Source organism: Streptomyces diastaticus subsp. diastaticus, from assembly GCF_011170125.1.
Taxonomy (GTDB): Bacteria; Actinomycetota; Actinomycetes; order Streptomycetales; family Streptomycetaceae; genus Streptomyces; species Streptomyces diastaticus.
Genome location: NZ_BLLN01000005.1, coordinates 530,826 through 557,209, shown reverse-complemented (window position 1 = coordinate 557,209; position 26,384 = coordinate 530,826). Strand labels below are relative to the sequence as shown.

Annotated in this window: 13 protein-coding genes and 1 riboswitch; of the genes, 9 read left to right on the top strand and 4 right to left on the bottom strand. The window is 73.9% G+C overall.

Translation table 11 applies throughout. The features are described 5' to 3' along the window. The first annotated feature begins 21 nt into the window (after positions 1–21). The 3 genes from aztA (at position 22) to Sdia_RS20025 (ending at position 2,774) form a co-directional block, all read left to right on the top strand. Positions 22–723, top strand: coding sequence for a zinc ABC transporter ATP-binding protein AztA (gene aztA / locus Sdia_RS20035; RefSeq protein ID WP_189499908.1), 702 nt, complete (start codon positions 22–24; stop codon positions 721–723). Positions 724–1,413: 690 nt separating this feature from the next. Further along, complete coding sequence (rpmF, locus tag Sdia_RS20030) at positions 1,414–1,584, top strand: 50S ribosomal protein L32 (protein WP_100453805.1); 171 nt, start codon at positions 1,414–1,416, stop codon at positions 1,582–1,584. Positions 1,585–1,589: 5 nt separating this feature from the next. Next, positions 1,590–2,774 carry a GTP-binding protein gene (locus Sdia_RS20025; RefSeq protein ID WP_100453806.1) on the top strand — a complete coding sequence of 395 codons (1,185 nt, stop codon included), beginning with the start codon at positions 1,590–1,592 and terminating at the stop codon, positions 2,772–2,774. A gap of 68 nt (positions 2,775–2,842) precedes the next feature. Here Sdia_RS20025 and Sdia_RS20020 read toward each other — a convergent pair whose 3' ends face one another. Next, entirely contained in the window at positions 2,843–5,971 is a 3,129-nt protein-coding gene (locus Sdia_RS20020) for an NACHT domain-containing protein (protein ID WP_371874280.1), read from the bottom strand. A 404-nt stretch (positions 5,972–6,375) separates the two neighbouring features. After that, positions 6,376–6,499: riboswitch (cobalamin riboswitch) on the top strand. Between the two features lie 63 nt (positions 6,500–6,562). On the opposite strand from Sdia_RS20020, the gene Sdia_RS20015 reads away from it, so the two are divergent. The 4 genes from Sdia_RS20015 (at position 6,563) to Sdia_RS20000 (ending at position 12,926) form a co-directional block, all read left to right on the top strand. Further along, entirely contained in the window at positions 6,563–6,940 is a 378-nt protein-coding gene (locus Sdia_RS20015) for a hypothetical protein (protein ID WP_100453808.1), read from the top strand. A 44-nt stretch (positions 6,941–6,984) separates the two neighbouring features. Beyond that, the gene (locus Sdia_RS20010; RefSeq protein WP_100454383.1) at positions 6,985–7,689 is read left to right on the top strand and encodes a (2Fe-2S)-binding protein; all 705 of its coding nucleotides are present in this window, start codon (positions 6,985–6,987) and stop codon (positions 7,687–7,689) included. An 81-nt stretch (positions 7,690–7,770) separates the two neighbouring features. Beyond that, entirely contained in the window at positions 7,771–10,368 is a 2,598-nt protein-coding gene (locus Sdia_RS20005) for a GmrSD restriction endonuclease domain-containing protein (protein WP_189499909.1), read from the top strand. 326 nt (positions 10,369–10,694) lie between these two features. Beyond that, a complete protein-coding gene (locus Sdia_RS20000) occupies positions 10,695–12,926 on the top strand; it encodes a serine/threonine-protein kinase (protein ID WP_100453810.1) in 2,232 nt (743 codons plus the stop codon). 102 nt (positions 12,927–13,028) lie between these two features. Here the strand turns inward: Sdia_RS20000 and Sdia_RS19995 are convergent, their stop codons facing one another. The 3 genes from Sdia_RS19995 to Sdia_RS19985 all read right to left on the bottom strand — a co-directional run bounded on the left by Sdia_RS19995 (position 13,029) and on the right by Sdia_RS19985 (position 24,253). Further along, positions 13,029–21,263, bottom strand: a complete 8,235-nt coding sequence (locus Sdia_RS19995; RefSeq protein ID WP_229830369.1) for a type I polyketide synthase — start codon at positions 21,261–21,263, stop codon at positions 13,029–13,031. An 85-nt stretch (positions 21,264–21,348) separates the two neighbouring features. Beyond that, on the bottom strand, positions 21,349–22,776 hold the full coding sequence (zwf, locus tag Sdia_RS19990; RefSeq protein WP_189499910.1) for a glucose-6-phosphate dehydrogenase: 1,428 nt from the start codon (positions 22,774–22,776) through the stop codon (positions 21,349–21,351). A gap of 46 nt (positions 22,777–22,822) precedes the next feature. Then, positions 22,823–24,253: a sugar porter family MFS transporter gene (locus Sdia_RS19985; protein ID WP_115069328.1), complete on the bottom strand. Its 1,431-nt coding sequence runs from the start codon at positions 24,251–24,253 to the stop codon at positions 22,823–22,825. Between the two features lie 234 nt (positions 24,254–24,487). On the opposite strand from Sdia_RS19985, the gene Sdia_RS19980 reads away from it, so the two are divergent. Beyond that, the gene (locus tag Sdia_RS19980; RefSeq protein ID WP_115069329.1) at positions 24,488–25,327 is read left to right on the top strand and encodes a helix-turn-helix domain-containing protein; all 840 of its coding nucleotides are present in this window, start codon (positions 24,488–24,490) and stop codon (positions 25,325–25,327) included. A 154-nt stretch (positions 25,328–25,481) separates the two neighbouring features. Next, entirely contained in the window at positions 25,482–26,342 is an 861-nt protein-coding gene (locus Sdia_RS19975) for an ABC transporter ATP-binding protein (protein ID WP_115069330.1), read from the top strand. Positions 26,343–26,384: the final 42 nt, after the last annotated feature.

Here is a 26,384-nt window from a genome sequence, read left to right as displayed (position 1 = left end):
GTGGTGGGAAGGAGTCCGGGGATGCGGCATCAGGTGAGGCTCGACGAGGTGTCGGCCGGCTACGCGGGTCGTGATGTCCTGAAGCAACTGGGCGCGCGCATACCGGCGTTCACCACGACTGCCGTGGTCGGCCCGAACGGCTCGGGGAAGTCCACGCTGCTCGGCGTGATGGCCGGCGTGATCCGGGTGACATCGGGATCGGTGCGGCACCGCACGGGGAAGCGTCCCGCCTTCGTGGTTCAGCGCAGTGCGGCGACCGACGCCCTCCCGCTGACCGTCCGGGAGGCCGTGGCCATGGGCAGGTGGGGGCGGCTCGGGCTGTGGCGGCGGCTGTCCCGGGAGGACCGGGCGGTGGTGGAGGAGTGCATGGACCGGCTGGACATCGCCTCTCTCGCCGACCGTCAGCTGGGGGAACTCTCCGGCGGGCAGCGTCAGCGCGCGCTCGTCGCCCAGGGGCTCGCCCAGGAGGCGGATCTGCTTCTGCTCGACGAGCCCACGACGGGTCTCGACGCCACAGCCCAGCGACTGATCGCGGACGTCCTCGCCGAGGTGACGGCGCGAGGGGGCACGGTCGTCCAGGCGACTCACGATCTTGAGGCCGCCAGGTCGGCAGGCCACCTCCTGCTGCTCCAGGGTGGAGCGGTGCGAGGGGAGGGTCCTCCGGCGGAGGTGCTGACCGGGGAGGCGGTCGAGCGGGTCTGGCGGATACCTGTCCGGGTGTGATCCAGGCCGCCGGGCGGTCGGCCGACCGCCCGCCGCCACCGGCCGCCGGTGCTCCTGCTCCGAAGGGGGAGGGGCCCCGGCTTCGTCAGTCGCCGCCGAGGCGGGCGGGTTCGACCCCCTGTCGCGGACCGGCGCCCCGAGGTGCTGGGTGCCCTTCGGTGGGGCGGAGGCTTCCCGGCCGTTCGGGATCTCCGCTCCCTGATGTCGCGCGGAGGGGGTGTATCGGCCTCGCGAGGTGTGCCGGGTCATACCGGAAGCGGAAGCAGAAGCAGAGGTGAAAGCGGAGGTCGGGGGGGGCTTGAGGTGATCTGCGCAAGCGGTGGCGGGGAGTCCTGCAGGCGTGTGTCACCCGCGCACGCGGGGTCTGTGAACCGGGCGCCGGGGGAGGGGGGCGAGTGGGGCTGTCAGTCGGGTCGTCTGAGGCTCACGTGTGTGATCGCGGCCGTCTCGTCCGTGCTCCGCGCCGACAGTCGGGTGGCGGTGCCGCGCCGGGGCTTCCGTGCTGCGGAGGTGGGGCGGGCCGGCGCATTCGAACTCGCTCGCCTGGTGTCCCGACGGCGGGATGCATGAAGTCGCCCGCCTGTCGCCCTGTCGCTCTGTCACCCTGCGCGACGGGCGGCAGCCATTTTGGTGGTGACTATCATTTTCATGTAGCGTCCTTCCTCGACGCAGACGCACAGGAGGTTCCTCATGGCAGTACCGAAGCGGAAGATGTCCCGCAGCAACACCCGACACCGTCGCGCGCAGTGGAGGGCGACCACGCCCCAGCTCGTGCCGGTGGTCGTGGACGGGGTCACCCACCAGGTGCCGCAGCGGCTGGTCAAGGCGTACGAGCGTGGCCTGCTGAGGCCCGGAGGCTGATTGCCGTGGCACGAGATCTTCTCCCCGTCACCGTGCTCTCGGGATTCCTGGGGGCGGGCAAGACCACTCTGCTGAACCATGTCCTCACCAATCGGGAGGGCCTGAGGGTGGCGGTGATCGTCAACGACATGAGCGAGGTCAACATCGACGCGGCACTCGTGCGCGGAGGTGAGGCCGCGCTGTCGCGTACGGAGGAGCGGCTGGTCGAGATGACCAACGGGTGCATCTGCTGCACCCTGCGCGACGACCTGCTGGAGGAGGTGGACCGGCTCGCGCGGGAGGGACGCTTCGACCACCTGCTGATCGAGTCCAGCGGTATCTCCGAACCGATGCCCGTGGCGGCGACCTTCTCCTTCCCGCGCGACGACGGGGCGATGCTCAGCGACCTCGCCCGGCTCGACACCATGGTCACGGTGGTCGACGCGGCCAACTTCCTCCCCGAGCTGGCCTTGGGTGACGAGCTCACCGAGCGCGGGCTCGATCAGTACGAGGGCGACGAACGCACCGTCAGCGACCTGCTGATGGACCAGGTCGAGTTCGCCGACGTCCTCGTCCTGAACAAGCTGGACCTCGTGGACGCGTGGGAGCGGGAGCGGCTGCAGGCCACGCTCAGCAGGCTGAACCCGGGTGCCCGGATCGTTTCCTCGCGCTACGGGCGGGTGGCTCCCTCCGAACTCCTCGGCGCCGGCCTCTTCGACCTGGAGAAGGCCCAGCAGGCTCCCGGCTGGGTCCGGGAACTCAACGGCGATCACGTGCCCGAGACCGAGGAGTACGGGATCTCGAGTGTCGTGTTCCGTGCGAGCCGCCCCTTCCATCCGGAGCGGCTGTGGGTGTTCGTCACCGAGGAGCTCGAGAGCGGCAGGTACGGCAAGGTGCTGCGGTCCAAGGGGTTCTTCTGGCTGTCGAGCCGCCCGGGCGTGACCGGTCTCTGGTCGCAGGCGGGCGCGGTCGCCAGGTTCGAACCCTCCGGCGCCCGTGCCGGCGCCACCGCACAGCACGGCCAGGAACTCGTCTTCATCGGCACCGAGCTGGTCGAGGAGTCGCTCGTCACGGCGCTGACCGCCTGCCTGATGCGCGATGAGGAGCCGTGGCCGGAGTCTGATCCCTTCCCCGAGTGGGCCGCCTACGGGATCGACGGCGCCTGTGAGTACGAGCACGCGCGAACGGTCGCACCGGCGGCGGGCGTCTGAACTCCGGGCCGGACGGTGGACGCGGCCACGGCACCGTCCGGCCCGGTCCTCTCCTTCGGCCGCGCCCCTCAGTACCGGGACTCAGGTGGCTGACGCACCGACGCCTGGGAGACACGCGCTGTGTTCACCAGTCGCACCGTGCCCAGGGCCTCCACGGAACGGAGGGTGCCGATTCCGTGAAGCGGAGCGGCGTCCACCGTCGCCGGCCGTTCGCCGGCCGCGAGAGCCAGTTCTCTGAGCCCGGGGAAGGCGGCGACCACCTCCGCCAGGTCGTGACCGTCCTCGACATCCACGAGCCGGAGCGACTCGATACGAGGAAACGCGGCGCCCGCGGTGGCGAAGGCACCCACCAGGCGCGCGCTGAACGCCAGCGTGGACAACGACGGCATGTCGGCCAGTGTCCTCAGCCCGCTGGGCGGCGGCGGGAGGGGTGCTTCGTCAGGATCGTTGAGGCGCAGGGTGGTCAATGCCGGCCAGAACTCGCGAAGTGGCGTGAGGTCGGTGACGGTGCTGGGAACGCCCAGGTCCTCGAGCGGCGCCGTGGTGGGCAGCGCGTCGAGGTCACGGCAGGTCATTCCGTCACCCACGAAGAGTTTCCGGAGACCGGTGAGCGCGTTCAGGCAGTGGTAGTCGCTCATCCGGGGGAGTTGCCGCAGGAGCAGCTCGCGGAGGGGTAACTCCACGACGGGGGAGAGATCGGCGACCATGGGGCCGTCGATGAGAGAGAGACGGCCCAGGTGGCGGTACGCCTGGAGAAAGTCGAGGTGGGTGAGGCGCTCACAGCTCAGTGAGAGCTCCTCGATGTTCTTGTCGCACAGCGCCCGCGTGATCTCAGGGCCCGTGAAGGGTCCGAACAGTGCCACGTAGGGGTGGGGAGGGAAATGCGAGAAGGCCGCGAGTTCGGTGTGCGTGCGCACCAGGAGGTGTGGTCTTCCTTCCAATGAAAGGCCGGACAGAATGGCCTTCTGGTACCTCGCGTGGTCGAATTCGCCCCATTCGCTGAGTATGACGTTCCTGACGTTCGGGGAGGGATGGTCCCGGTACTCGGCAAGTTTCGGCAGAGCCGTGTCGGTTCCCACCAGGGCGGCCGCGCAGACGACGGCCGCCGCCTCGTGCTCGGTCAGCCCCTCCGGGCCCGGGAGGAGTTCCAGGGTCACATGCCCCACCTCGGCCAGCGCCTTCGCCTCGCTGTAGGTCCTGGGCGGCAAAAGAGCTGCCGCGCGCAGTTCCACCTCCTGGCGCACTTCTGGATCCAGTTCGGTGGCGTGTTCCAGGCAGGCGGCGGCGAGAAGATGCAGCCGGACACGGTGTCGGCCCACCTTGTCACCGCGCCTGAGCAACTGGGTGAGCAGGCGCCCGCGTTCGTGGGGCCTGCCGTGTGCGACGGCCATGCGGACGACGTCCTCCCACTGGTCCAGGTGGGCGTTGCGTACGAGGAGGGAGAAGTCGCGGTGTTCGATGACGGCCCTGGCAGCGAGATAGTCCTGGAAGGTGCGGTGCACGAAGTCGACCACACCCTCGGCGGGCTCACGGAGCAGGCCGGAGCGGGTCAGCAGACGCCGGTACACCTCCTCGGCGGAGGACGCGGTGACCACCGCGCGGTTCATGGCGGGCAGGGTCTGGTCGATGAGAGCGATGGCGTCCTCCCGGTCCATCTGGGAGTGGCCGTTGCGGATCAGCCAGTAGGCCAGCCTTTCCAGAAGCAGAACCTGGGACCTGTAATCCATCTGCACGCCGTCGTCGATGCTCCGCTGCAGGTCGCGCCGTTCCAGCAGCATGCGTAGACCCGCCTCGTACAACTCCTCGCGTCCTCGGGGCAGAAAGCCTCGGCTGGTCCGGTGCAGGGCGCAGATCAGGGCGCACATCAGGGGGTTGGTCGCCAGCCTTGAGAGGTCCTGCCTGCTGCGGACGGTCGCGATCAGGCGGTCGGCCTCCTCCTGAGCGTTTCCGGCTGCGGCATGCCAGCGGTTGATGAAGGTGGTGACGTCCTCACCGTTCATCGGCGTCAGGGAGAGTTCGTGGAACTCGTCGGCGCCCAGCCAGTTCTCGCGGACCGCCGAGGGCCGTGCGGTCACCAGCCAGACGTTGCCGGGGAACTCGCGGAGCAGGTCGCGCAGCCATCGGCGCGTGCCGTCCCGCTGCGATTCCGGTACCTCGTCGATGCCGTCCACCAGAAGCAGGGCGCGCCCGGCGGTGAGGACGCGCTCCGCCCACCCGGACGGCGCCGTGTGCGGACACCCGACCGCTGTCAGGAAGTCGGAGGGAGTGGGGAGTTCCCGCCCCGCACGGGTGAGAGAGCGCAAGGGCAGGACGAACGGCACGCGTCCGAAGAGGTGGGCCAGGTCTCTGCTGGGGCGGCGTTCAGCGGTGGTGACGGCCAGCCACTGCACAAGAGTGGTCTTGCCGGCACCGGCGACACCGCGCAGCAACACCCTCTCCCTGCCCGCGAGAGCCTGCTCGGCCCGCTCTGGCCGGTCGGCCGGCCGGCCGTGATCGGCTGAGGCTTCGGTATCCGTCCGCTGCGTCTTGCCGTCCACCGCCTCCAGGCTCAAGTAGGCGTCGTCCAAGGGCCAGTCGTCGTCCACCTCGATGCCGAAGACGGTGAGGCGCCCGTGCCGCTGGACCAGGTGCCGCCGATAGCGCTCCTCGAAGCCGGCGTCCTCGGTGTACCGGGTGGGGAGACGTTGCGTGAGTGAGTCGATGGCCTCGACCAGGCGCCGGGTCTGTCGGGCCTCCTCCACCAAAGTGCGGGCCACGAACGTGGAACGCCTGGTGAAGAAGTCGATGATGTGCAGGCAGGCCACCTGGAGCAACTGGTCGTGGAGCTGATCGGCATCCTCGGACAGAAGGTCGTGTGGCCTCGCGCTCAGAGTGGCCGCCAGCTTCTCAGGCCCGAGCGCCACGGCCTGGACGTCGTCCATCTCCAGGTCACCGAGCCGGTACAGGGAGAGCGCCAGGGACCGGACCACGGCCTCGTGTTCGCCGGGCGCGGGAGTGTCATGAGGTCCAGCCGCTGCCACCGCTCGCTCCAGCAGCCGCCACACCAGCTTCTCGAGATCGTCGACGGTCAGTGCGCGCTTCTCACCCCGGAAGGAGACCAGCGAACCGATCCGCACCGGTTCGGCCACCAGGCCCGCGCCTGGCTGCTCCTTCCGGAAGAGTTTCCTGACCAACGGGGTGATCGCAGCCGACCCCACCCGTAAAGCCACCGTTCCGGCATCCACATTCCCACCTCCGGTCAGAGCGTAAGGGAGTCCGCCCGCCCCTTCGCCCGTCGTCGTCGCGCGGGACGGCTGTCAGCGCTCGCGCGTTCCGCTCGGGGGCCGTCCGGTGACCGCCGGTGCCGTGTGTGAGGCCGCCAGGGAGTTGTCCTCGACCGACCTCGGGTGAGGGATCATGGTCGGTTGACATGTCGCCATGAACCACCCGGGAGCGAGTGGTCCGGGAGAGCCCGTCCGCGCAGCCCCTGGCTGTTTCCGGCGAGGCGTCCTCGCACCGCTCCGGCGTGTACCCCGGCGGCCGCGCACTCACCTACGTCCCCCGGCGGACGGCGGACCGGCCGGGATGGAAGGATGAGGCGCAGAAAGGCGACGGCGGAACGAGGAAGCCGGTGGAAATCCGGCGCGGTCCCGCCACTGTGATCGGCGAGCGAGCCCCGCACACGACCACTGCCCTGACCGGGTGGGAAGGCGCGGGGTGGGCGACGACCCGAGAGCCAGGAGACTCACGCGGTCGCCTCCTCGACACCACCCCGGGGCGGATCTCCCCGGAGAGAGGAACGATGCCGTATGCCCGCCGCCACCGTCCCGCCCAGCCGGGAACCGGCCCCCTGCCGGGTCGTGGTCTGCCGCGACTGCTGCTGCGGTACCGCGAAGGTGCCCGGAATCGACCACGCCGCCCAGACCGCGCGGCTGCGTGCCCAGGTGCCGGTACGGGTCTCCGACTGCCTCGACGTGTGCGAGCAGGCCAACGTCGTCGTGGTCCAGCCTTCCGCGCAGGGCCGGGCGAACGGCGCCCGGCCCGTCTGGCTGGGACTGGTCAACGACCCTGAGGCCACCGAGGACATCGCCGCCTGGGCACGCGCCGGCGGCCCCGGCGTGGCTCCCCTGCCGGACATCCTCGACCTCCACACCGTCACGCCACCGCGACGGCGAACGGCCCGTTGACAGGCCAGGGCGGGCGGCCCGGCGCGTACCCGCTCGCGTCGGGCCTGCCCGCCGACGCCCGGGCCCCGGCCGGCGCTGTCACCGCCGCACTGGCCGAAGTGGCCGGGCTCGGCGGCTTCTTCGTCCTGCGGGCCGGCGGTCCGAACGAGGGCTGGCATCCGCTCGCCCGTTCCCACGCCGCCGGATGCACCGACCTCGTCGCTGCCGTGGCGCGCCGCCACCGCACCCGGGAGCCGCGCGTCGGCGTCTCCATCGCCCAGCTCGGCCACGCGGCCCGCCTCTGGTCGCCACTCCTGGCCACCGCCGTGCTGCACGGCATCGTGCTGGACCTCACGGAACTCCAGCGGGCCGACGAGGGCCCCGCGCTGCGGCTGCCGCGTCCGGCCGGCTGGCGCGTCGACAGCCTGGACGCCACCGCCGCCGACGCCCTGTACGCGCAGGCGGCGTCGCACCTGCTGGGCCTGGCCGACGGTCTGCGCGTCAAGATCGCTCCGCGCCTGCTGGACGGCAACTCCGCCTCGGCGCTCGCCGAAGCAGCCCGCGCCGTGCTGACGGCCCGCCCCGGAGCGCACGGCCCGCTCACCGCCCTCACGACCAGGCTCCTGGTTACCGGACACCTGGCGGGAACCGGCACGCTCACCACCCCCGGCTTCGCCTTCCGCCGCCGCAGTTGCTGCCTCTACCACCTCGCGCCGAACGGCTCCCCGTGCGGCGACTGCGTCCTGGCGAGGGGCGCACCGGAGAGGTGACGCGTGCGGGCGTTCCGGTCGATCACCTCGCGCCGTGGGCGAGAATGGCGCCTCGGCGCATCGGTCGGGGAGGGTACGCGCGTGCACGCTCAGGAAACCACGTTCAGCAAGCTCGTCCAGGGGGAGCAGCAGTTCCAGGTCCCCCTGTACCAGCGCACGTACAGCTGGCAGCGGGAAGAGCTGCGACAGTTGTGGGCCGACGTGCTCGAGACCGTCGAGGACCGGCAGCAGGGCGGCGCTGCCGGCGGGCACTTCCTCGGGTCGGTGGTGCTGGCTCCCGAGCGGGTCGCGGCCGGGGGCATGCGGCGCTGGCTCGTGGTCGACGGCCAGCAGCGGATGACCACACTCATGCTCGCCTTCACCGCTCTGCGCGACCAGTTCCGTGGCCGCGGGGAGGAGCGGAGGGCGGCGAAGATCAACGACCTGCTCCTGGTCAACGCCTATCAGGACGGCCTGGACCGTTACCGGCTGCTGCCGACCCAGGCCGACCGGGAGGCGTTCACCGCCTGCCTGGACACCCTGCCCAAGGCCGGTGGCGCGGGGAACGTGGGTGCCGCGTACCGCTTCTTCGGCGCGGTGCTGGCCGACGGCGCGGAGAGCGGCGGGGCGGTCTGGCTGGACGCCGTGGAATCCGTGCTGGGCGGCTGCCTGTCCATCGTCGCGATCACCGCGGCGGAGGGCGACAACGTCTACCGGATCTTCGAGTCGATCAACAACACGGGTGTGGGACTGAGCCAGAGCGACCTGCTGCGCAACTACCTCTTCATGTACCTGCCCGCCAAGGGGGAGGAGGTCCACCGCAAGTGGTGGCTGCCCATGCAGGAGCTGCTCGGCCCGGACAACCTCGAACTGCTGGTCTGGCTCGACCTGGTCGTCGCCGGCAACAGCCGGGCCCGCCAGGGCGACATCTACCGGGACCAGAAGAAGCGCCTGGAACCGCTGGTCGACGACGAGGAGGCGCTGGCGGGCGAGATCGTCCGCCTCGCCGTCCGCGCCGAGCGGCTGATGCGCGTCGTGGAACCCGCACGGGAGCCGCACCCGCGGATGCGTACCGTGCTGGAACGCCTGGCTCGGTGGGGTGGCCAGGTGCACTATCCGCTCGCCCTGCACCTCCTCGACCTGATGGACGAGGGCCGCGCCACGGCCGAGGACGCGGCGGCCGCGCTCGCCTACGCCGAGAGCTACATGGTGCGCCGGCTCCTCGCGGGCCTCTCCACGACGGGCAGCAACCGGGTGTTCATGGAACTCCCCAGGGAACTCGGCGAGGACGGCTCCCCGGCCGAGGCGGTGCGGCGCCTGCTGTCCCGCCACCGCACCGGCCCACGGGCCTGGCCCGGTGATGACACCGTCCGGGAGGCGATCCGCACCCGCCCATTCTACAAGAGCGGCCGTGCCGGCCAGCGCTTCCAGATCCTGCGCAGGCTGGAGGAGAGCTACGGGTCGAGCGAGCCGGTCGACTACGCCCTGGCGAACCTCACCGTCGAGCACGTCCTGCCGCAGCGCCCGGCCCAGCAGTGGTTCGACCTGCTGGCCGAGGAGGCCGGCGACGGCGAGAGCCCCGAGGAACTCCACGGCCTGCTCGTGCACACGCTCGGGAACCTGACCCTCACAGGGGAGAACGCGAAGCTGTCCAACCACCCGTTCCGCCGGAAGCAGGAACTGCTGGACGCCAGTGCCCTGCGGATGAACCAGCGGATCGCCGCCGAGGAGCGGTGGGGGCGCGCGGAGATCGCCGCCCGGGCCGAGGAACTGGCGGATCGCGCCGTGCGGCTGTGGCCGGGACCGCTGGAGGGGATCGCCCGGGCCGACGACGAGTGGGCGGGATGGCGGGAGCTGCGCGACATCCTGTCGGCCGTGCCGGCCGGCACGTGGACGTCGTACGGCGACCTGGCCGCGGCCATCGGCACCAGCGCCGTCGCCGTCGGGAACCACCTGGCCGCCAGGACCGGTCTGCACTGCCCCTACCGGGTGCTGACCGCGGGCGGACGGATCGCGGGCGGTTTCCGCTGGGGCGACGACCGGTACTCCGGCGACCCCGTGAAAATACTGGAGGCGGAAGGGGTTCCCTTCGACGGCAACGGGCGGGCGAGCAGAGCGCACCGCCTGACCGCCGCCGACCTCGCCGTGCTGGTGGGCCGTGAGGCGTCCGAGGAGAGTGTCCCCGTGCCGGCGGCCCGAAGCGCGGAGCAGGGTGGGCCGGGCGCGGCCGCCCGCTTCCAGGCGCTCCTCCGGGACCACCAGCCGCCCGAGGTCGTCGAGGGTGTGCTGGCCGTGCTCCGGTCCTGGGAGGAGTCGGGCGGCCACCACGTCTACGGCAAGGGCAACGAGACCAGTTGCCTCCCGATGGTGGAGGGCCGGGGACCGCACGGGCCGCGTGCCCTGTGGCCGGTCGCGCTCTACCCGGTGAGCGGCACCGTCGAGGTGGTGTTCCAGCACCTCAAGCGGCGGCCGCCCTTCGACGACGAGCCGACACGCCGTGCGCTGTTGGAGCGGTTCAACGCGGTGGAAGGCGTCGACCTGGCGGAGGCCAAACTCGACCTGCGCCCCTCCTTCCCCCTGGAGGTCCTCGCCGGCCAGGGCGAGGCCGTCCGGGCTGTCCTGGAGTGGTTCCTCCACCAGGTGGCGCCGGCCGGGGCCCGTCGCCCGCCGGGCGGGGCGACCGCGCGGTCCGGGCCCTGACGGCGGCCGTTCGACGCCGGCCGCGCCCCCACGCCCCCGCGCCCTCGCCCGTCGGCGGGGAGCGTCGGACAGGGCGTGGACGGCGGCGGTGACCAGGCTGGTGGTTGCCTCGGAGGCGAAGGAGCCGTGACCGTCACCGTGTGCGCGGAAGGCCCGGTTCCTGCCCGGCTTTCGGCCCGGTGTGCGACCGGGGGCGGGGAGCATCGGCGGCCCTGGTGTGCGCCACCCGCGTTGCCACCACCTGCCGCGCTCCCGATAGTTTGGGTCCCGGACAGTACGCGGGCCCGTGGTGGCAGAGGTGCACGGGGGATGGGAGAGCCGGAAGAGTGTCGCTGCGGGGAGGTGACCCGGCCGAGATCGGCGGCTATCCGCTGGAGGCACGGCTCGGGTCGGGCGGGATGGGCACGGTCTTCCTGGCCCGGACGAGTTCGGGGCGGCCTGTCGCGATCAAGCTGATCCACCAGCAGTTCGCGGCGGACGAGGAGTTCCGCATCCGCTTCCGGCAGGAGGTGGCGGCGGCGCGGCGGGTCAGCGGCGCGTTCACCGCCGCCGTGGTCGACGCCGCACCCGAGGCCGAGCAGCCGTGGATGGCGACCACGTACATCGAGGGGGAGACCCTCGCCCAGCACATCGCCGCCGCCGGCCCGCTCGACGGGGCCGAACTGCGGCGGCTGGCCATCGGACTGGCCGAGGCGCTGCGCGACATCCACCGGGTCGGTGTCGTCCACCGCGACCTGAAGCCCTCCAACGTGGTGCTCTCGCCCGAGGGCCCCCGCGTCATCGACTTCGGCATCTCACGCGCCGCCGACCAGCAGACCCTGACGATGACGGGGCGGGTCATCGGCACGCCGCCCTTCATGTCGCCGGAGCAGTTGCAGGCGCCCCGTGGGGTGGGGCCCGCCTCCGACGTCTTCTCGCTGGGGACCCTGCTGGTGTACGCGGCGACGGGCAGCGGGCCCTTCGACGCGGACAGCCCGTACATGACGGCGTACCAGGTGGTGCACGAGGAGCCCTCGCTCGGCGCGGTGCCCGAGGCGCTGCGCGTGGTCGTCGGAACCTGCCTGGACAAGGAGCCGGAAGGCCGTCCCTCCGCCGACGAACTGCTCGTACTGCTGCGCGACCTGCCGGCCGACCTCGGCGGCAGGGACGCAGCCGGGCCCGGCGCGGGGCGCACCCGCGACGTGCTCACCGAGCAGCACGACGCGATGCACTCCACCCCGGTACCGGCCGCCGTTCCGGCCGGGCCCGGCGCGGCGGCGGGCACCTTTGCCGGCCGGCGGCTGCGCGACCGGTGGCGGCCCGTGCTCGCGGCCGCGGTAGCCGTGGCGGCGATCGCCGGAGGAGTGGCCGCGCTCGACCCTGGCGGTCCGGACGGGGACGAGGGCGCGGACAAGGGCGCCGGCGTCGCCGCGCCGAGCGGCTCGCTGCCGGACGGCTTCGAGCCGTGGCGCAGGACCGTGGCGGGCGGCCGCGAGGACATCCCCGACGAGCTGCGCTGCGTCGCACGCGGCGACGCGCTGTTCTGCGGCGGCGGCGGTGTGATCGCGACCCGCGTCAACGCCCGCGACGGTTCACGGGAGTGGACGGTGAAGAGCCCGGGCGTACCCGTTCAGGGGATGCACCTGGTCGGCGCCGCCGAGGACGCGGTGTTCGGCTACCGCATCGCCGACCAGGACGTCCCGCAGGACCCGCCCGTCGAGGTGGTGGCCCTCGCCGCGGACGACGGCCGGAAGCTGTGGTCCGCGGCGACCGGGGCCCAGTCGAAGGCCGTCTCCGGCCGCTCCCAGGACGCCGTCGTGTCCGGCTCCGCCGTCGTCATGGTCGACGGCGCCAACTCACGTCTGGAGGCGCGGGACGCGCGCAGCGGCGAGATCGTCTGGGCGACGCCGTTCCCCGAGGGCAGGCGGTGCGTGCCCGTCCAGGAGGGCCGGCGGCTCCTCGCGATGTGCGCGTCCGACGCTGAACTGGACACCACCGAGGTACGACACCCCGCCCTGCACCCCCTCGACCGCGCCTCGGGGAAGCTGGGCGAGCCCGTGGCGGTCGACGGCCCGGCCGTGTTCGCCGGCGAGGCGGACGGGAAGCTCGTCCTCCTCCAGGAGCACATGGAGGGACCGGCGTTCACCGGCTACGACGGGATCGCGCTGGTCGACATGGCCGCCGGGAAGGCCACGTACTCCCGGCTGGACCGGACGTACGGGGGAACGCCCGGGATGGCGGACGGGGTCGTCTACGTGAGCGGGCAGACCGGACTGGTCAGCGCGCTCGACCCGGCGACCGGCCGCAGGAAGTGGTCGCGCCAGACCAGCGTGGAGGGTGCCTCCGGCCCTGTCGCCGGGGGCGGGGCGCTGTACTTCAGCTCGGCCACCGGCCGGGTGGTCGCGCTGGCGCCGGAGGACGGAAGGGCCCTGTGGTCGACCGACCCGCGGGCGGAAGGGCTGACGGGCGAGGTCGAGGCGAGCCCGCGGGTCACCCTCGCCGGGCGCGCGGTGGTCGTGGCCGCCGACAAGAACACCCTCTTCGCCTTCGACGCGAAGAACCCGCCGAAGTCCGGCTGACCCGGCCCCGGCGGGCGTCCGGAGCATCCCGCACGCCGCCCGTGGCACCGGGAGCGGCGCCCGCCCGCACGCCGTGCCGGCCGGCCCCGCCGTACCGGTGTGTCAGCGCAGGGGAGCGGTTCCACCGGGGTCGCGGGTGCCCGCGCCGAGGTGGGCGGAGAGCCAGGTGTCGACGGCGAGGGCGGTCGTCCGGGAGTGCTCCTCCAGCATCGTGAAGTGGTCGCCGGGCACGGTGATCTCGGCGTGCGGCAGGTGCCACGGCTCGGCGGGCCCGATGCCGGGCAGCCGGTCCGCCGCCCGCACGAACAGGGTGGGCGCGGCGAGGGCCCTGGGACGCCACCCGGCGTAGAGCTCCAGGTAGCCGGCCATCGCGGTGAGCCGGTCGGTCCCGGCCGAGGCGAACTGGGCGGCGTTGTCCAGCATGCCCGCGGTCATCGCCGAGAGCGCGGTCCCCTCCGCGCCGGCCAGGCCGGGGCCGCCGTCCTCGGCGGGATAGGTGTCGATCAGGACGACCGCGGACGGCGCTCCTCCCGCACGCTCCAGTTCCTCGGCGACGGCGTGCGCCACCCATCCGCCGGCCGAACGCCCCACCAGGACGTACGGTTCGTCGCCCGCGCAGGCACGGACGGCGGCGGCCTGCGCCGCGACGGAGACGGCCAGATCGGCGGGCAGCCGCTCGCCCGGAAGGAACCCCGGGTTCGGCAGGACCGCCACCGGACGCCGGCCCTGGAGGGCCGGGCCGAAACGCGCGTACTCGTGCGGTCCGGAGAGCGCGCTGACGGCCGGGAAGCAGATCAGGCGCGGCCCCCGGCCCCCGGTCGCGAGGGTGACGGCCGCGGGCCGTGCGCCCGGCGCCCCGGTGTCGTCGAACACCTCACGGAAGCGTGCCGCGACCGTCAGCAGCACCATGCCCTCCCACGCCCTGCCCCGGGCGCACGCCGTGCGGAAGAGCGCCGGCACGGAGTCCTCGGCTCCGCTCCGCACGGCCGGAGCCGCCGCGTCCTCCTGCCGGCGTGGAGAGACGACGCTCCCGGCGGAGCCGGCCGGGCGAGGAGCCGCCGGGCCGGACTCCGCCGCCGCGCGGCCGGGGGGAACGGGGGCGTCCCCGGTCCAGTGTTCCGCGAGGTGGCCGGCGACCCCACGCGGCGTCGGGTGGTCGAACAGGAGGGTGGCGGGCAGGCGCAGGCCGCTCAGCGTGGCGAGCCGGTTGCGCAGCTCGACCGCGGCCAGGGAGTCGAGCCCCAGCTCCGACAGGGCACGGTCCGGCTCGACCGCGGCCGGCTCCGAGCCGTGGCCGAGGACCAGGGCGGCCTCCGCCCGGACCCGCGCGAGGAGCAGGGCGCCCCGTTCACCCGGGGCGGCGGCGGTCAGCAGCCGGCGCACGGAGGCGTCGTCCTCGTCCCCGGGGCCCGTGGGCGAGGCGGCCACCCGCCGTGCGGGCACCAGGCCCGGCAGACGGGTGAGCGGCGCGCCGGGCGGCGCCGCGGCCCTCGAGGGCGCGAGACGGGCCGCCACCAGGGCCGCCTCCGGTCCCTCGACGGCGGTGTCGAAGAGGGCCAGGCCCTCCTCGGTCCGCAGCGGGACGAAACCGGACCGCGTCATCCGGCGCAGGTCCGCCTTCCGGAGGCCGGCCGTCATCCCGCCGCTCTGCTCCCACGGCCCCCACGCGAGGGAGGTGCCGGGCAGCCCGAGCAACCGCCGGCGCCGCGCCAGCGCGTCCAGGAACGCGTTGGCCGCCGCGTAGTTGGCCTGCCCGCCGGAGCCGAAGACCCCGGCGACCGAGGAGAACAGCGCGAACACCGCCAGATCCTGGCCGCGTGTCAGCTCGTGCAGGGCGAGGGCCGCGTCCACCTTCGGCCGCAGGACACGCGCCAGCCGCTCCGGAGTCAGGGCCGGGACCACCCCGTCGTCCAGGACCCCGGCGGTGTGCACCACACCGGTCAGCGGGTGCTCCGGCGCGACGGTCGCCAGCAGCGCGGAGAGCGCGGCACGGTCGGCGACGTCGCAGGCGGCCACCCGCACCCGCGCGCCCAGTCCTGCCAGCTCCGCGCACAGGGCGGCCGTGCCGGGCGCGGCCTCCCCGCGCCGCCCGGCCAGCAGCAGGTTGCGCACCCCGTGCGCCACCACCAGATGACGGGCGAACGCCGCGCCCAGCGAACCGGAGCCCCCGGTGACCAGCACGGTGCCGTCCGGGTCCAGCCGGCGCGGGGTGCTCGTGCCCGTCCTCGCGCGCGAGGCCCGGACCAGGCTCGGCACGTACGCGACACCGCGGCGTACGGCTGTCTGGGGCTCGGTGCCGGTCAGAGCCCGCGCCAAGGTCCCGGCGGAGGCCGGGTCGTCGTCGGTGTCGACCAGGGTGAACCGGGCCGGGTTCTCGGTCTGCGCCGAGCGGAGCAGCCCCCACACGGGGGCGTGGACGAGCGCGCTGTCGTCGCCCGGAAGGCCCGGCCCGGGGTCGGCGCCGGTGGTGACGGCACCCGAGGTGAGGACGACGAGGCGGGAACCGGCGAGCCGTTCCTCGGCGAGCCACTCCTGCACCAGCCGCAGGGCCCACGCGGCCGCCCGGTGCGCGGCCGACGCCTGGTCCTTGCCGTCCGCGCCGCCGGGTGGAGGGCAGGCGATCACGACGGCCGGCGCGTCCGGCGCCGCCGAGGCCGGGTCCGGGTACGCGACGGGCCGGACGCCCGCCTGCCGGAGGGCCTCGCTCAGCCGCGGACCGGGCTCGCCCAGCAGCCCGTACGCGGGAGGCCGCGCCGACGCCGGCGCAGGGGAGTCCGGTGCCGGCGTCCACTCCAGCCGGAACAGGCCCTCGACGGGCGCCCGTACGCCGTTCAACTGGCCGGGGGTCAGCGGCCGCAGGGCGAGGGAGTCCACCGTGGCCACGGGCGCGCCGGTGTCGTCCGTCAGCTCCAGGCGGGCCCTGTCCCCCTCCTCCCGCAGGACCCGCACCCGCAGCGAACGGGCGCCGGAGGCGTGCACCCGTACACCGCTCCAGGTGAACGGCAGCGACAGCGTCGCCCCGGCCCCACCGCCGGGAGCGGCCCGGTCCACGGGCAGGATGTGCAGGGCCGCGTCGAGCAGCGCCGGGTGCAGGGCGAACGCGTGCCCGTCCGCCTCCCGCGGAAGGGCGACCTCGGCGAGCAGTTCGTCCCCGAGCCGCCAGGCCGCCCGCAGGCCCTGGAAGACCGGCCCGTAACGGAGTCCGCTCTCCGCGAGCCGTGCGTAGAGGCCACCGCCCGCCTCGTCGCCGAGAGGCAGCGGGACCGCGTCCGGCGGAGGCCAGGGCGACGACGCGGCCGTGGGCTCAGGCCTCCGTGCCGGGCCCGCTCCGGCGGGGGCGAGGACGCCGGAGGCATGGCGGGTCCACGGGCCGCCCTCGCCGCCCGGGGTGTGCGGCCGGGCGTGGAACACCACGGCCCGGCGGCCGTCCGGTTCCGCCCCCGCCACCTTCACCTGGAGCTCCACCGTCTCGCCGGCGGGCAGCGGGAGCGGGGCCGTCAGTGTCAGCTCCGCCAGCACGCTCGCCCCCACCCGTTCGCCCGCGTGCAGCGCCAGGTCGACGAAGGCCGTCGCGGGCAGGAGCACCGTGTCCAGCACCGCGTGGTCGGCGAGCCACGGGTGCTCGCGCGGTGACAGCAGCCCGCCGAGCAACAGCCCGCCGTCGGCCGCCGTCGGTGTCACCGTGCGCATGAACGGGTGCCCTGCGGTGCCGGGTTCCGCCGCCGGGCCGGCCGGGTCCGCCTCCAGCCAGTACCGCGCGCGCCGGAACGCGTAGGTGGGCAGCGCCGTACGCCGTGCGCCGCGCCCGGCGAGGACGGCGGGCCAGTCCACCGCCAGGCCGTGGGCGTGCAGGGCCGCGACCGCGCTCAGCAGCGTCGCCGCCTCGGGCCGCCCGCCACGCAGGGCCGGGACGATCAGGGGCGCGGAGTCGTCCGTCGCGCCGGCCTCGGAGGAGAGGCAGTCACGGGCCAGACCGGCGAGCGCCGTGTCCGGGCCGAGCTCCACGAAACGCGTGGCTCCCCGCTCGCGCAGGTACCGCACGGTGTCGGCGAAACGGACCGGCCGGCGCACGTGGTCCACCCAGTGCCGGGGCGAGCACAGCTCCTCGTCGGTCGCGGGCCGGCCGCCCACCGCCGTCACCAGGGGCAGCGTCGGCGGCGCGTAGCCGATGCCCCGCGCGACCTCGGCGAAGGCGTCGAGCACGGGCTCCATGTGGGCCGAGTGGAAGGCGTGACTCACCCGCAGGCGACGGGTCTCGCGCCCCTGGTCCCGCCAGTGCTCCACTGCGGCCCGCACCTCGGCGCCGTCCCCGGAGACGACCACCGAACCGCCGTTCACGGCCGCGATGTCCAGCACACCCGGCCGGGTCGCCAGGTACGCGGCGACCTCGCTCTCCTCGGCCCGCACCGAGGCCATCGCCCCGCCGGCGGGCAGCGTGTCCATCAGCCGGCCGCGCGCCGCGACCAGGGTGCAGGCGTCCGCCAGGGACAGCACCCCGGCGACGTGCGCCGCCGCCAGTTCGCCGACCGAGTGCCCGGCCACCAGGCCGGGGCGGACACCCCAGGACTCCAGCAGCCGGAAGAGGGATACCTCCACGGCGAAGAGGGCCGGCTGCGCGAAACGCGTCGTGTGGAGCAGCGCCGCCCGCCGGCCTTCGTCGGAGCCGGTCTCCTCGGAGGCGAAGACCACCTCCCGCAGCGGCTCGGGCAGCAGCGGGTCCAGCAGCGCGCAGAGCTCGTCGAAGGCACGGGCGTAGGCCGGGTGGGCCTCGTACAACTCGCGGCCCATGCGCGCCCGCTGGCTGCCCTGGCCGGTGAAGAGGAAGGCGACCGGGCCCGGGGGGCGGGGCCCGCTCGTGGTCAGGCCCGGTTGGGAGCGGCCCCGCTCCAGCGCACCGAGCCGGGCGAGGAGTTCGTCCCGGTCACCGGCGACCAGCCCGGCGCGGTGCTCGAAGGCGGCGCGCGTGGTGGCCAGCGAGAAGCCGAGGTCCAGCAGGTCGACGCCCGGATGCTCCGCCACGTGGGCGCGGAGCCGCCGGGCCTGTGCCCGCAGCCCCTCGGCGCTCCGCGCCGACACGGGGAAGGGCACGGGCCGCGCGCGCTCCGCTCCCACCCGCACGGTCGCCGCTCCCGCCGCACGGTCCGGCGCCCCCGCATCCTCGGCGGGCGGCTGTTCCAGCACCACGTGCGCGTTGGTCCCGCTGATCCCGAAGGACGACACCCCCGCCCGCCGGGGCCGTCCGGTCCGGGGCCAGGGCGTCGCACGGGTCAGCAGCGACACCGCGCCGGAGGACCAGTCGACGCCGGGGTTGGGTTCCTCCGCGTGGAGCGTGCGCGGCAGGACACCGTGCCGCATCGCCTGGACCATCTTCATCACGGCCGCCATCCCCGCAGCCGCCTGCGTGTGCCCGATGTTCGACTTCACCGAGCCCAGCCACAGCGGGTGTTCGCGCGCACCGGCCCGGCCGTACGCCGCCAGGAACGCCTCCGCCTCGATGACGTCGCCGAGCCGGGTGCCCGTGCCGTGCGCCTCCACCGCGTCGATCTCCGCGGGCGACAGCCGTGCGTCCGCCAGCGCCTGCCGGATCACCCGCTGCTGGGCCGGCCCGTGCGGCGCCGTCAGGCCGTTGCTCGCGCCGTCCTGGTTCACCGCGGACCCCCGCACCACGGCCAGCACGCGGTGCCCGTCCCGTCGGGCCCGCGACAGCCGCGTCACCAGTACCATCCCCGCGCCCTCGGCCCACCCGGTGCCGTCCGCCCCCGCGCCGAACGCCTTGCAGCGGCCGTCCGGGGCGAGCGCGCGCTGCCTGCTGAACTCGACGAACGCGTGGGGCGCCGACATCACCGTGGCGCCCCCGGCGAGAGCCATCGCGCACTCGCCCCGGCGCACGGCCTGGACGGCCAGGTGCAGCGCCACCAGGGACGACGAGCACGCCGTGTCCACGGTGACCGCGGGACCCTCCAGGCCCAGGAGGTAGGCGATACGGCCGGAGGCGACGCTGCCCGCGTTGCCGATGCCGAGGTAGCCCTCCACCTGCCGCGGGGTGCGGGTCAGACGGTTGGCGTAGTCGCTGTACATCAGTCCGGCGTACACACCGGTGGGGGTGGAGCGCACGGTGCCCGGATCGATCCCCGCGTGCTCGAAGGCCTCCCACGCGACCTCCAGCAGCAGCCGGTGCTGGGGGTCCATGGCCAGCGCCTCGCGCGGCGAGATCCCGAAGAAGGCCGGGTCGAAGCGGTCCACGCCGGACAGGAAACCGCCCTCGCGCACGTAGGAGCGTCCCGTCCGGTCCGGGTCCGGGTCGTACAGCTCGTCCAGGTCCCACTGCCGGTCGGTGGGGAAGGGGGTGATGGCGTCGGTGCCCTCGTCGACGAGGCGCCACAGCTCCTCGGGGTTCTCCACGCCGCCGGGGAAGCGGCACGCCATACCGATGACGACCACCGGGTCGTCGTCCGCGCCGGACTCCTGGGGGCCGCCCGCCGCCGCCGGCGCCGCCCCGCCGGACAGCCGCGCCCGCAGATGCACTGCCAGGGCGGCCGCGGTGGGGAAGTCGAAGGGCGCGGCCTCGGAGAGCGGCACCCCGGTCGCCGCCGACAGGCGGTCGCACAGCACCGTGGAGGTCAGCGAGTCCAGCCCCAGATCGCGGAAGGCGGTGGTCGCCTCCACCTCGGGCGCCGTGCAGCCGAGCACGGCGGCGGCCTCGGTCCGCACCAGGTCCGTCAGCTCCGCCGTGCCCGTCTCCGTGGACGGGCGGGCTCCGGTGGGCAGGGGCCGCGCGGGCAGCCCGGCGAGGGCGAACCGCCGCACCTTGCCCGAGGCGGTGCGCGGGATGTCGGCCACCTCGTGGAAGGCGGCGGGCACCTTGAACGGCGTCAGGTGCTCCCGGCAGGCGGCGAGCACCGCGCCCCGGTCCAGCGCCCCGCCCTCGGCCGGGACCAGGTAGGCGGCCGGGACCTCCCCCTGCACCTCGTCCGGGACACCCGCCACCGCGGCGTCCCGGACTCCGTCCAGGGAGAGGAGTACCGCCTCCACCTCGGCGGGGTGGACCTTCTGCCCGGCCCGGACGATCACCTCGCTGACCCGGCCGGTCAGGGTGATCTCGCCGCCGGCACCGATCCGGGCCAGGTCCCCGGTGCGGTACCAGCCGTCGCGCAGCGCCTCGGCGGTCTCCTCGGGCCGCCCGTGGTACCCGGCCATGACTCCCGGGCCCGAGACCCACAACTCGCCCTCGCCGGACGTTCGGTGGCCGCTCCCGTCGCCGATCCGGGCGACCATGCCCGGCAGGGGGCGGCCGGACGAGCCGGGCGCCCTGGCGGCCCCCGGCGCGGTCATGGTGACGGGCCCGGCCTCGGTGCTCCCGTAATGATCGAGGAAGGGGACCCGGCACACCTCCTCGAAGGTCCGCTGGAAGGCCGGGGAGGCGGCCGTGCCCCCGCTGACGCAGCCGCGCAGCGCCGGGGCGCCGAGCCCGTCCTCGCCCACGGCCTCCAGGAGCTGCCGGTACGTCGCGGGTACCCCGGCCAGCAGCGTGCAGGGCTCCTCGGTGCGCCGCAGTTCCGTCAGGACGCCGGCCGCCGAGAAGCGCGGCAGGAGCACGGCCGAGGCCCCGGTCGCGGTCACCCCGAGCACGCACAAAACCTGGCCCAGGGCGTGGTGGAGGGGGAGCGGCCAGAGCAGGCGGTCGTCGGCCGACAGCCCGAGGACGCCCGCGAAGCCGGCGGCCACCGACGATAGCCGGTTGCGCTGGGTGGACAGCACGCCCTTGGGCAGCCCGGTCGATCCCGAGGTGTAGAGGAGCCAGGCGACCTCGTCGAGCCCGAGATCGTCCGGGGCCGGTGCGGGCGGCTCGGTGGCGGCCAGCACGTCGTAGGGCAGGGGGCCGGCCGTGCCGTCGCACGCCTCTGGCGCCGAGGCCCCCGTACCGGAGTCGGGGACGAGCACCACCTTCGGCGCGGAGCGCTCCGCCGACAGCGGCGCCAGCCGGTCGAGGCCCGACCGGTCGGTGAGGACGACGCGGGCCCCGCTGTCGTCCAGCAGGTACGACAGTTCGGCGGTGGTGCTCCGTGGGTCCAGCGGCACCCCGACTCCGCCCGCCCGGACGACGGCGAGGAGACTCTCCACCGCCTCCACCCGGCTTCCCAGCAGGATCGCCGCCCGCTCCCCGTGCCGCAGGCCCAGGGCGGCGAGGTGGCCCGCGAGCCGGCCGGTGCGCTGCTCCAGCTCCCGGTACGTCAGGCGGGAACGGCCGTCCCGGAAGGCGGTCTTGGCGCCGTGGCGCCTCGCGTTCTCCCGGAGCAGCTCCGGCAGTGGGCGGACGAGGGCCAGGTGCGCTGTCACCAGGATGAACGCTTCCTCTGGGCAAGGGGATCGGCGTCGCCCACGATAGACGACCCGGCCGCCGGGCGGGCGCCCTCGCCCAGGGTCACCCGTCGTCGAAGAGGCGTGCCGACGGCTGGTGCCAGCGCTTCAGGCCCGGGAGGTGGCCGGCCTCGGGCGGGCCCCAGCTCCCGGGCGGGTAGGGGAGCGGAGGCCGGGCCGGGTCGAGGACGGGGCCGACGATCCGCCAGGACTCCATGATGGTGGGGAAGAAGGCGAAGTACTCGGCGTCGCCCGCCGTCGCACCGAGCAGGACGGTCTCGTAGGGCAACTGCTGTCGGCCCAGCACCTGTTCGAAGTCGACGCCGACGGGCACGGTCACCGGTGTGCCGTCGGCGTCCGGCTTGCGGAGCATCAGCTCCGCGCGGATCCCGGTGTCGCCGTCGACGCGGAAGCGGATGATGTCGGCGGGTGTGCCCCCGCTCTTCGCGCCGAAGAGTTCCAGCGGCGGCTTGCGCAGTTCGACGACGACCTCGGTGGCGGTGACGGCCAGCGACTTCCCGCTGCGCAGGTAGAAGGGGACGTCCGCCCAGCGCCAGTTGTCGATGAACAGGCGTGTCGCGAAGTACGTCTCCGTGGTGGAGTCCGGTGCGACACCCGGCACGCCCTGGTACCCGTCGTACTGCCCGCGCACCGTGTCGGCGAGGTCCATGGTGCGGGTGGCGCTCAGCACTCGCCACTTCTCCAGGCCGAGCGCGGACGGGTCGGTGACGCTCGGCGGCTCCATCGCCAGGTAGGTCATGATCTCCAGCAGATGGTTCTGCACGACGTCGCGGACACAGCCGACCGCGTCGTAGAACGGGCCCCGGTCGGCGACCCCGAAGTCCTCGGCCAGGGTGATCTGCACGTTGTCCACGTAGGCGCGGTGCCAGATGGGGGCCAGCAGCGTGTTGGCGAAACGGGCCACCATCAAACCCTCCACGGCCTCGGAACCGAGGAAGTGGTCCACCCGTAGCAGGTGGGCGCTGTCGAAGTACTGGCTCAGCTCCTCCTGGAGCCGCTCCGCGGAGGCCGTGTCGTGCCCGAACGGCTTCTCCACGACGAGGCGGGCGTGGTGGTTCAGGCCGGCTCCCGCCAGCGCGGCGGCCACGGTGGTGAACAGGGCCGGCGGAGTGGCCAGGTAGTACGTCACGAAGCCGAACCCCTCCACCGCCTCACGGAGCTTGGCGAAGGTGTCGTCCTCCGTGAAGTCCCCGCTGACCATGGAGAGCCGCCCCGCCATCCGGTCGAGGACCTCCTCGTCGGCGTCCGGGACCGTCTCCGTCACGGCCTGCCGCGCGTGCGCCCGTAGCGCCTGGTCGTCCCAGTCGGCGGTGGAGACCCCGATGACGGGCACGGTGAGGTCACCGCGCGCCGTGAGGTGGTAGAGGGCGGGCAGGAGCATCTTGTGCGCCAGGTCGCCGGAGATGCCGAACAGCACCAGCGCGTCGGCCGGTTCCAGGTCGAAGGGCGTGTACTGCATGTCTTCTCTCAACGGGTCTCGTCCTTCCGGGGTCCGGCGGGCGGGCGGTGTCCTGACCTCACGGGCGCGGCTCGGGAGAGCCGAAGCGCCGGTGGAGGGCCCGGTCGATCTGATCGGCGTCGCGGCCCTTCGTCTCCGGGAGGTACTTGGCGACGAAGGCGAGGGCGGCCAGGCAGATGGCGGCGAAGATCCAGAAGGTCTCGCCCTGGCCGAGCGCGGAGGCGAGGGGGAGGAAGGTGAGGCTGACGGCGAAGTTGGACACCCAGTTGACGGCGGTGGAGACGCTGGAGCCCTCGGCGCGGACGGCGGGCGGGAACACCTCGCCGATCAGGGTCCAGAACACCGGGCCCAGACCGCCGGCGTAGGCGGCGATGTACACCACCATGAACAGCAGCGTCAGCCCCGAGCCCAGCTCGATGACGAACGACAGGCCCAGCAGGAAGACGGAGACGGCCATCAGGGCGAGCGACACCAGCACCATCGGGCGCCGCCCGACACGGTCGACCAGGCGGACCGCCACCACGGTCATGACCAGGTTGATGACGCCGATGCAGACCGAGTACAGGATCGAGTTCGAGGCGGTGAGCCCGGTCTGCTCGATGATGGTGGGCGCGTAGTAGATGATCGTGTTGATGCCCCCGAACTGCTGGACCGCCGCGAGGGTCAGGCCGATCACCAGGGCGGGCCGCACGTCCGGCGCGAGCAGCCGCCTGGCTCCCTGCTCCACCTGCCCGTCCTTCTTCGCCTCCCGGTCCTCCGCCATCCGCCGCTCGGCCCGGGCGACCACCTCCTCGGCCGCCGCCTTGCCGAGGAGCGCGGTGATGCCCCGGTGGGCCGCCTCGGCGCGGCCGTGGGTGATGAGCCACTGCGGCGACTCGGGCAGCAGCCAGAGCGTGGAGGCGAGCAGCAGGGCGGAGGGCACGGCGCCGACCGCGAACATCGCCCGCCACTGCTCGCCGGCGGCGAAGGCGAGGTTCACGAGGTACGCGACCAGGATGCCCACGGTGATCATCAGCTGGTTGAGGGTGAGCAGTCGCCCGCGGACGGCCGGGGGAGAGATCTCCGAGAGGTAGACCGGCACCGTCGCCGACGCCGCCCCGACCGACAGTCCGAGCACGATGCGGCCGGCCAGCAGCACGAGGAAGCCGTCGGCGAAGGTGACGAGCGCTGTCCCTCCCAGGAACACCACGGCGATCAGGCCGAGGGTCCGGCGCCGGCCGATCCGGTCGGACAGTGCCCCGATCAGCATGGCGCCGACGACCGCCCCGATCAGCAGGACGCTGACGACGCTGCTCTGCTGGAAGGAGCTGAGCGCGAAGTCGTCCCTGATGTAGAGCAGGGCGCCGGAGATGACCCCGGTGTCGAAGCCGAAGAGGAACCCGCCCAGGGCGATGGCGCCCGCCCACAGGGTGATCTTCCGCGCGGCGGGCTCGGGGACGTCCGTGAGCGGTCCTTGGGTACCGGGTTCCCGGGAGAAGCCCTGTGCCATGTCCGTCCCTCGAGTCGTCCGGCCGTTTCCCCCGGGAAGCATCCTGTCCACAGAAGCACCGACGGGGAAAGTCCGGTGGCCGTAACGGGCTAACGCGCCCGGGCTTCGGTGCCGGCCGCGCGGTGAGGCGCCGAACTCCGCCGGGGTCGTCGCAGGCCAGCGGCCTGGCGCCGGTGCGGGGCCGCTAGACTCGGCCGTATGGTCCGTCCGTCCCCTGGCGAGGCGAGCCCCGGGATGTGGCGGCGCGAGGAGGGCACCGAGGTGCGCCGGGCGGTCGCGCTCCCGGTGCAGGCGCCCGGCCCTTTCGCGATCCTCTCCGAGTCCCGGATTCCCCGTGTCCCCACGGAGTGGTCGCCGCACGCGCATCCCCTGCACGAACTCGTCTGGGTCCGCGGGGGAACGCTGACCTCCCGTGTGGCGGACCGCATCTTCACCGTCTCCGAGGGGCACGGGCTGTGGATGCCCGCCGGAACGGTGCACGGCGGCCAGGCGACGGCGGGCGCGGAGTTCCACGACGCCTTCTTCGCCCCGGAGCGCACGCCGTTCGCCTTCCGGGAGCCGGTGGCGATCACCATGACGCCGCTGCTGGAGTCGCTCCTCGCCCATCTGGCCCGAACGGATCTCCGGGCGGCGGCCAGAGCACGGGCGGAGGCCGTCGTCTTCGACGTGCTCGAGCCCTCGGACCGCCAGTTCGCCTTGCAGCTGCCCGGCGACCCGCGCATCGACCCGATCGCCGGGGCGCTCCTGGACGACCCCGGCGACGGCCGTTCGCTGGAGGAGTGGGCCCGCGAGCTGGGGACCAGCGAGCGCACCGTCACGCGCGCCTTCCGTCACACGACGGGTCTCTCCTTCGCGCAGTGGCGGCAACTCCTGCGAGCCCACCGCGCCCTGATCCTCCTCTCCGGGGGCCACGACGTGGCGACGGTCTCCGAGGTGCTCGGCTACGCGCAGCCCAGTTCCTTCATCGCCGCCTTCCGGCGGGTCATGGGCACCACCCCGGGCGCCTTCTTCCCGGCCGCCGACGGCACAGTGGGGCATGTCCGGAATCCCGTACCGGGTGTCCAGAACTCCTGATTGTCGACACGGCGAGCGGAATTTAACCTTCTCGGAGTTAGGTGACCCTTAGTTGTTGCTCGCCGCGCACGGGTGCTCCCGTGCGCGGCCCGGCCGGTGACGGCTGGACGGAGGGTGCCGCAGTCCCGACCCTCCGAACCCTCCGGACCCCGCCATGTTCACCACCCCCTTCCCGCGCGCCGGCCGCCCCGGCGCCGGCCCCGCCGCTCCGGCGGCCCTCCACGGACACGACCTGCTGCTGCGGTACGGCGGAACCCCGGTCGTGCACGGCGTCTCCCTGTCCCTGGAGCCGGGCCGCGCCACCGCTCTGGTGGGGCCGAACGGCAGCGGCAAGTCCACGCTGCTGCGGGCGCTCGCCCGGCTGCACCGCCTGGACGGCGGCCGGGTGGCGCTCGGCGCCCCCGGCGAGCCCGCCGAGCGCGACACGGCCCTGCTCAGCTCTCGCGAGTTCGCCCGCGAGGTCACGCTGTTCTCCCAGTCCCGGCCCGCGCCGCAGGGCCTGACCGTCCGCGAGGTCGTCGCGTTCGGACGCCATCCGTACCGGCGCGGCTTCGCCGGCGCCACCGCCGAGGACCGGGCCGCCGTCCGCCATGCCATGGGCGTCACCGGCGTACACGACATGGCCGACCGCCAGGTGGGGGAGCTCAGCGGCGGCGAGATGCAGCGCGTCTGGCTCGCCGCCTGCCTCGCCCAGGACACCGGCGTCGTCCTCCTGGACGAGCCGACCAACCACCTGGACCTCCGCTACCAGATCGAGACGCTCGACCTGGTGCGCGACCTGGTGACGGAGCACGGCATCGCGGTCGGTGTCGTCCTGCACGACCTCGACCACGCCTCCCGCGTCGCCGACACCCTCGTCCTGCTGCGCGCCGGACGCGTCCACGCGGCCGGCGCGCCCGCCGAGGTCCTCACCGCCGGCAACATCGCCGAGGTCTACGACATCCGCGTCGAGGTCAGCGCCGACCCGCGCACCGGCCGCCTCCGCATCGACCCCGTCGGGCGGCACCCCTCCTGACGCGGCGCCCCGCCGCCGCCCAGTGCCCCGCCCCCCCGCATC

Excerpts from the sequence above, each read along its gene's own strand:
- aztA (WP_189499908.1), top strand. The coding sequence starts at position 22 with ATGCGGCATCAGGTGAGGCTCGACGAGGTGTCGGCCGGCTACGCGGGT.
- rpmF (WP_100453805.1), top strand. The coding sequence starts at position 1,414 with ATGGCAGTACCGAAGCGGAAGATGTCCCGCAGCAACACCCGACACCGT.
- Sdia_RS20015 (WP_100453808.1), top strand. The coding sequence starts at position 6,563 with ATGCCCGCCGCCACCGTCCCGCCCAGCCGGGAACCGGCCCCCTGCCGG.
- Sdia_RS19985 (WP_115069328.1), bottom strand. The coding sequence starts at position 24,253 with ATGGCACAGGGCTTCTCCCGGGAACCCGGTACCCAAGGACCGCTCACG.
- Sdia_RS19980 (WP_115069329.1), top strand. The coding sequence starts at position 24,488 with ATGTGGCGGCGCGAGGAGGGCACCGAGGTGCGCCGGGCGGTCGCGCTC.
- Sdia_RS19975 (WP_115069330.1), top strand. The coding sequence starts at position 25,482 with ATGTTCACCACCCCCTTCCCGCGCGCCGGCCGCCCCGGCGCCGGCCCC.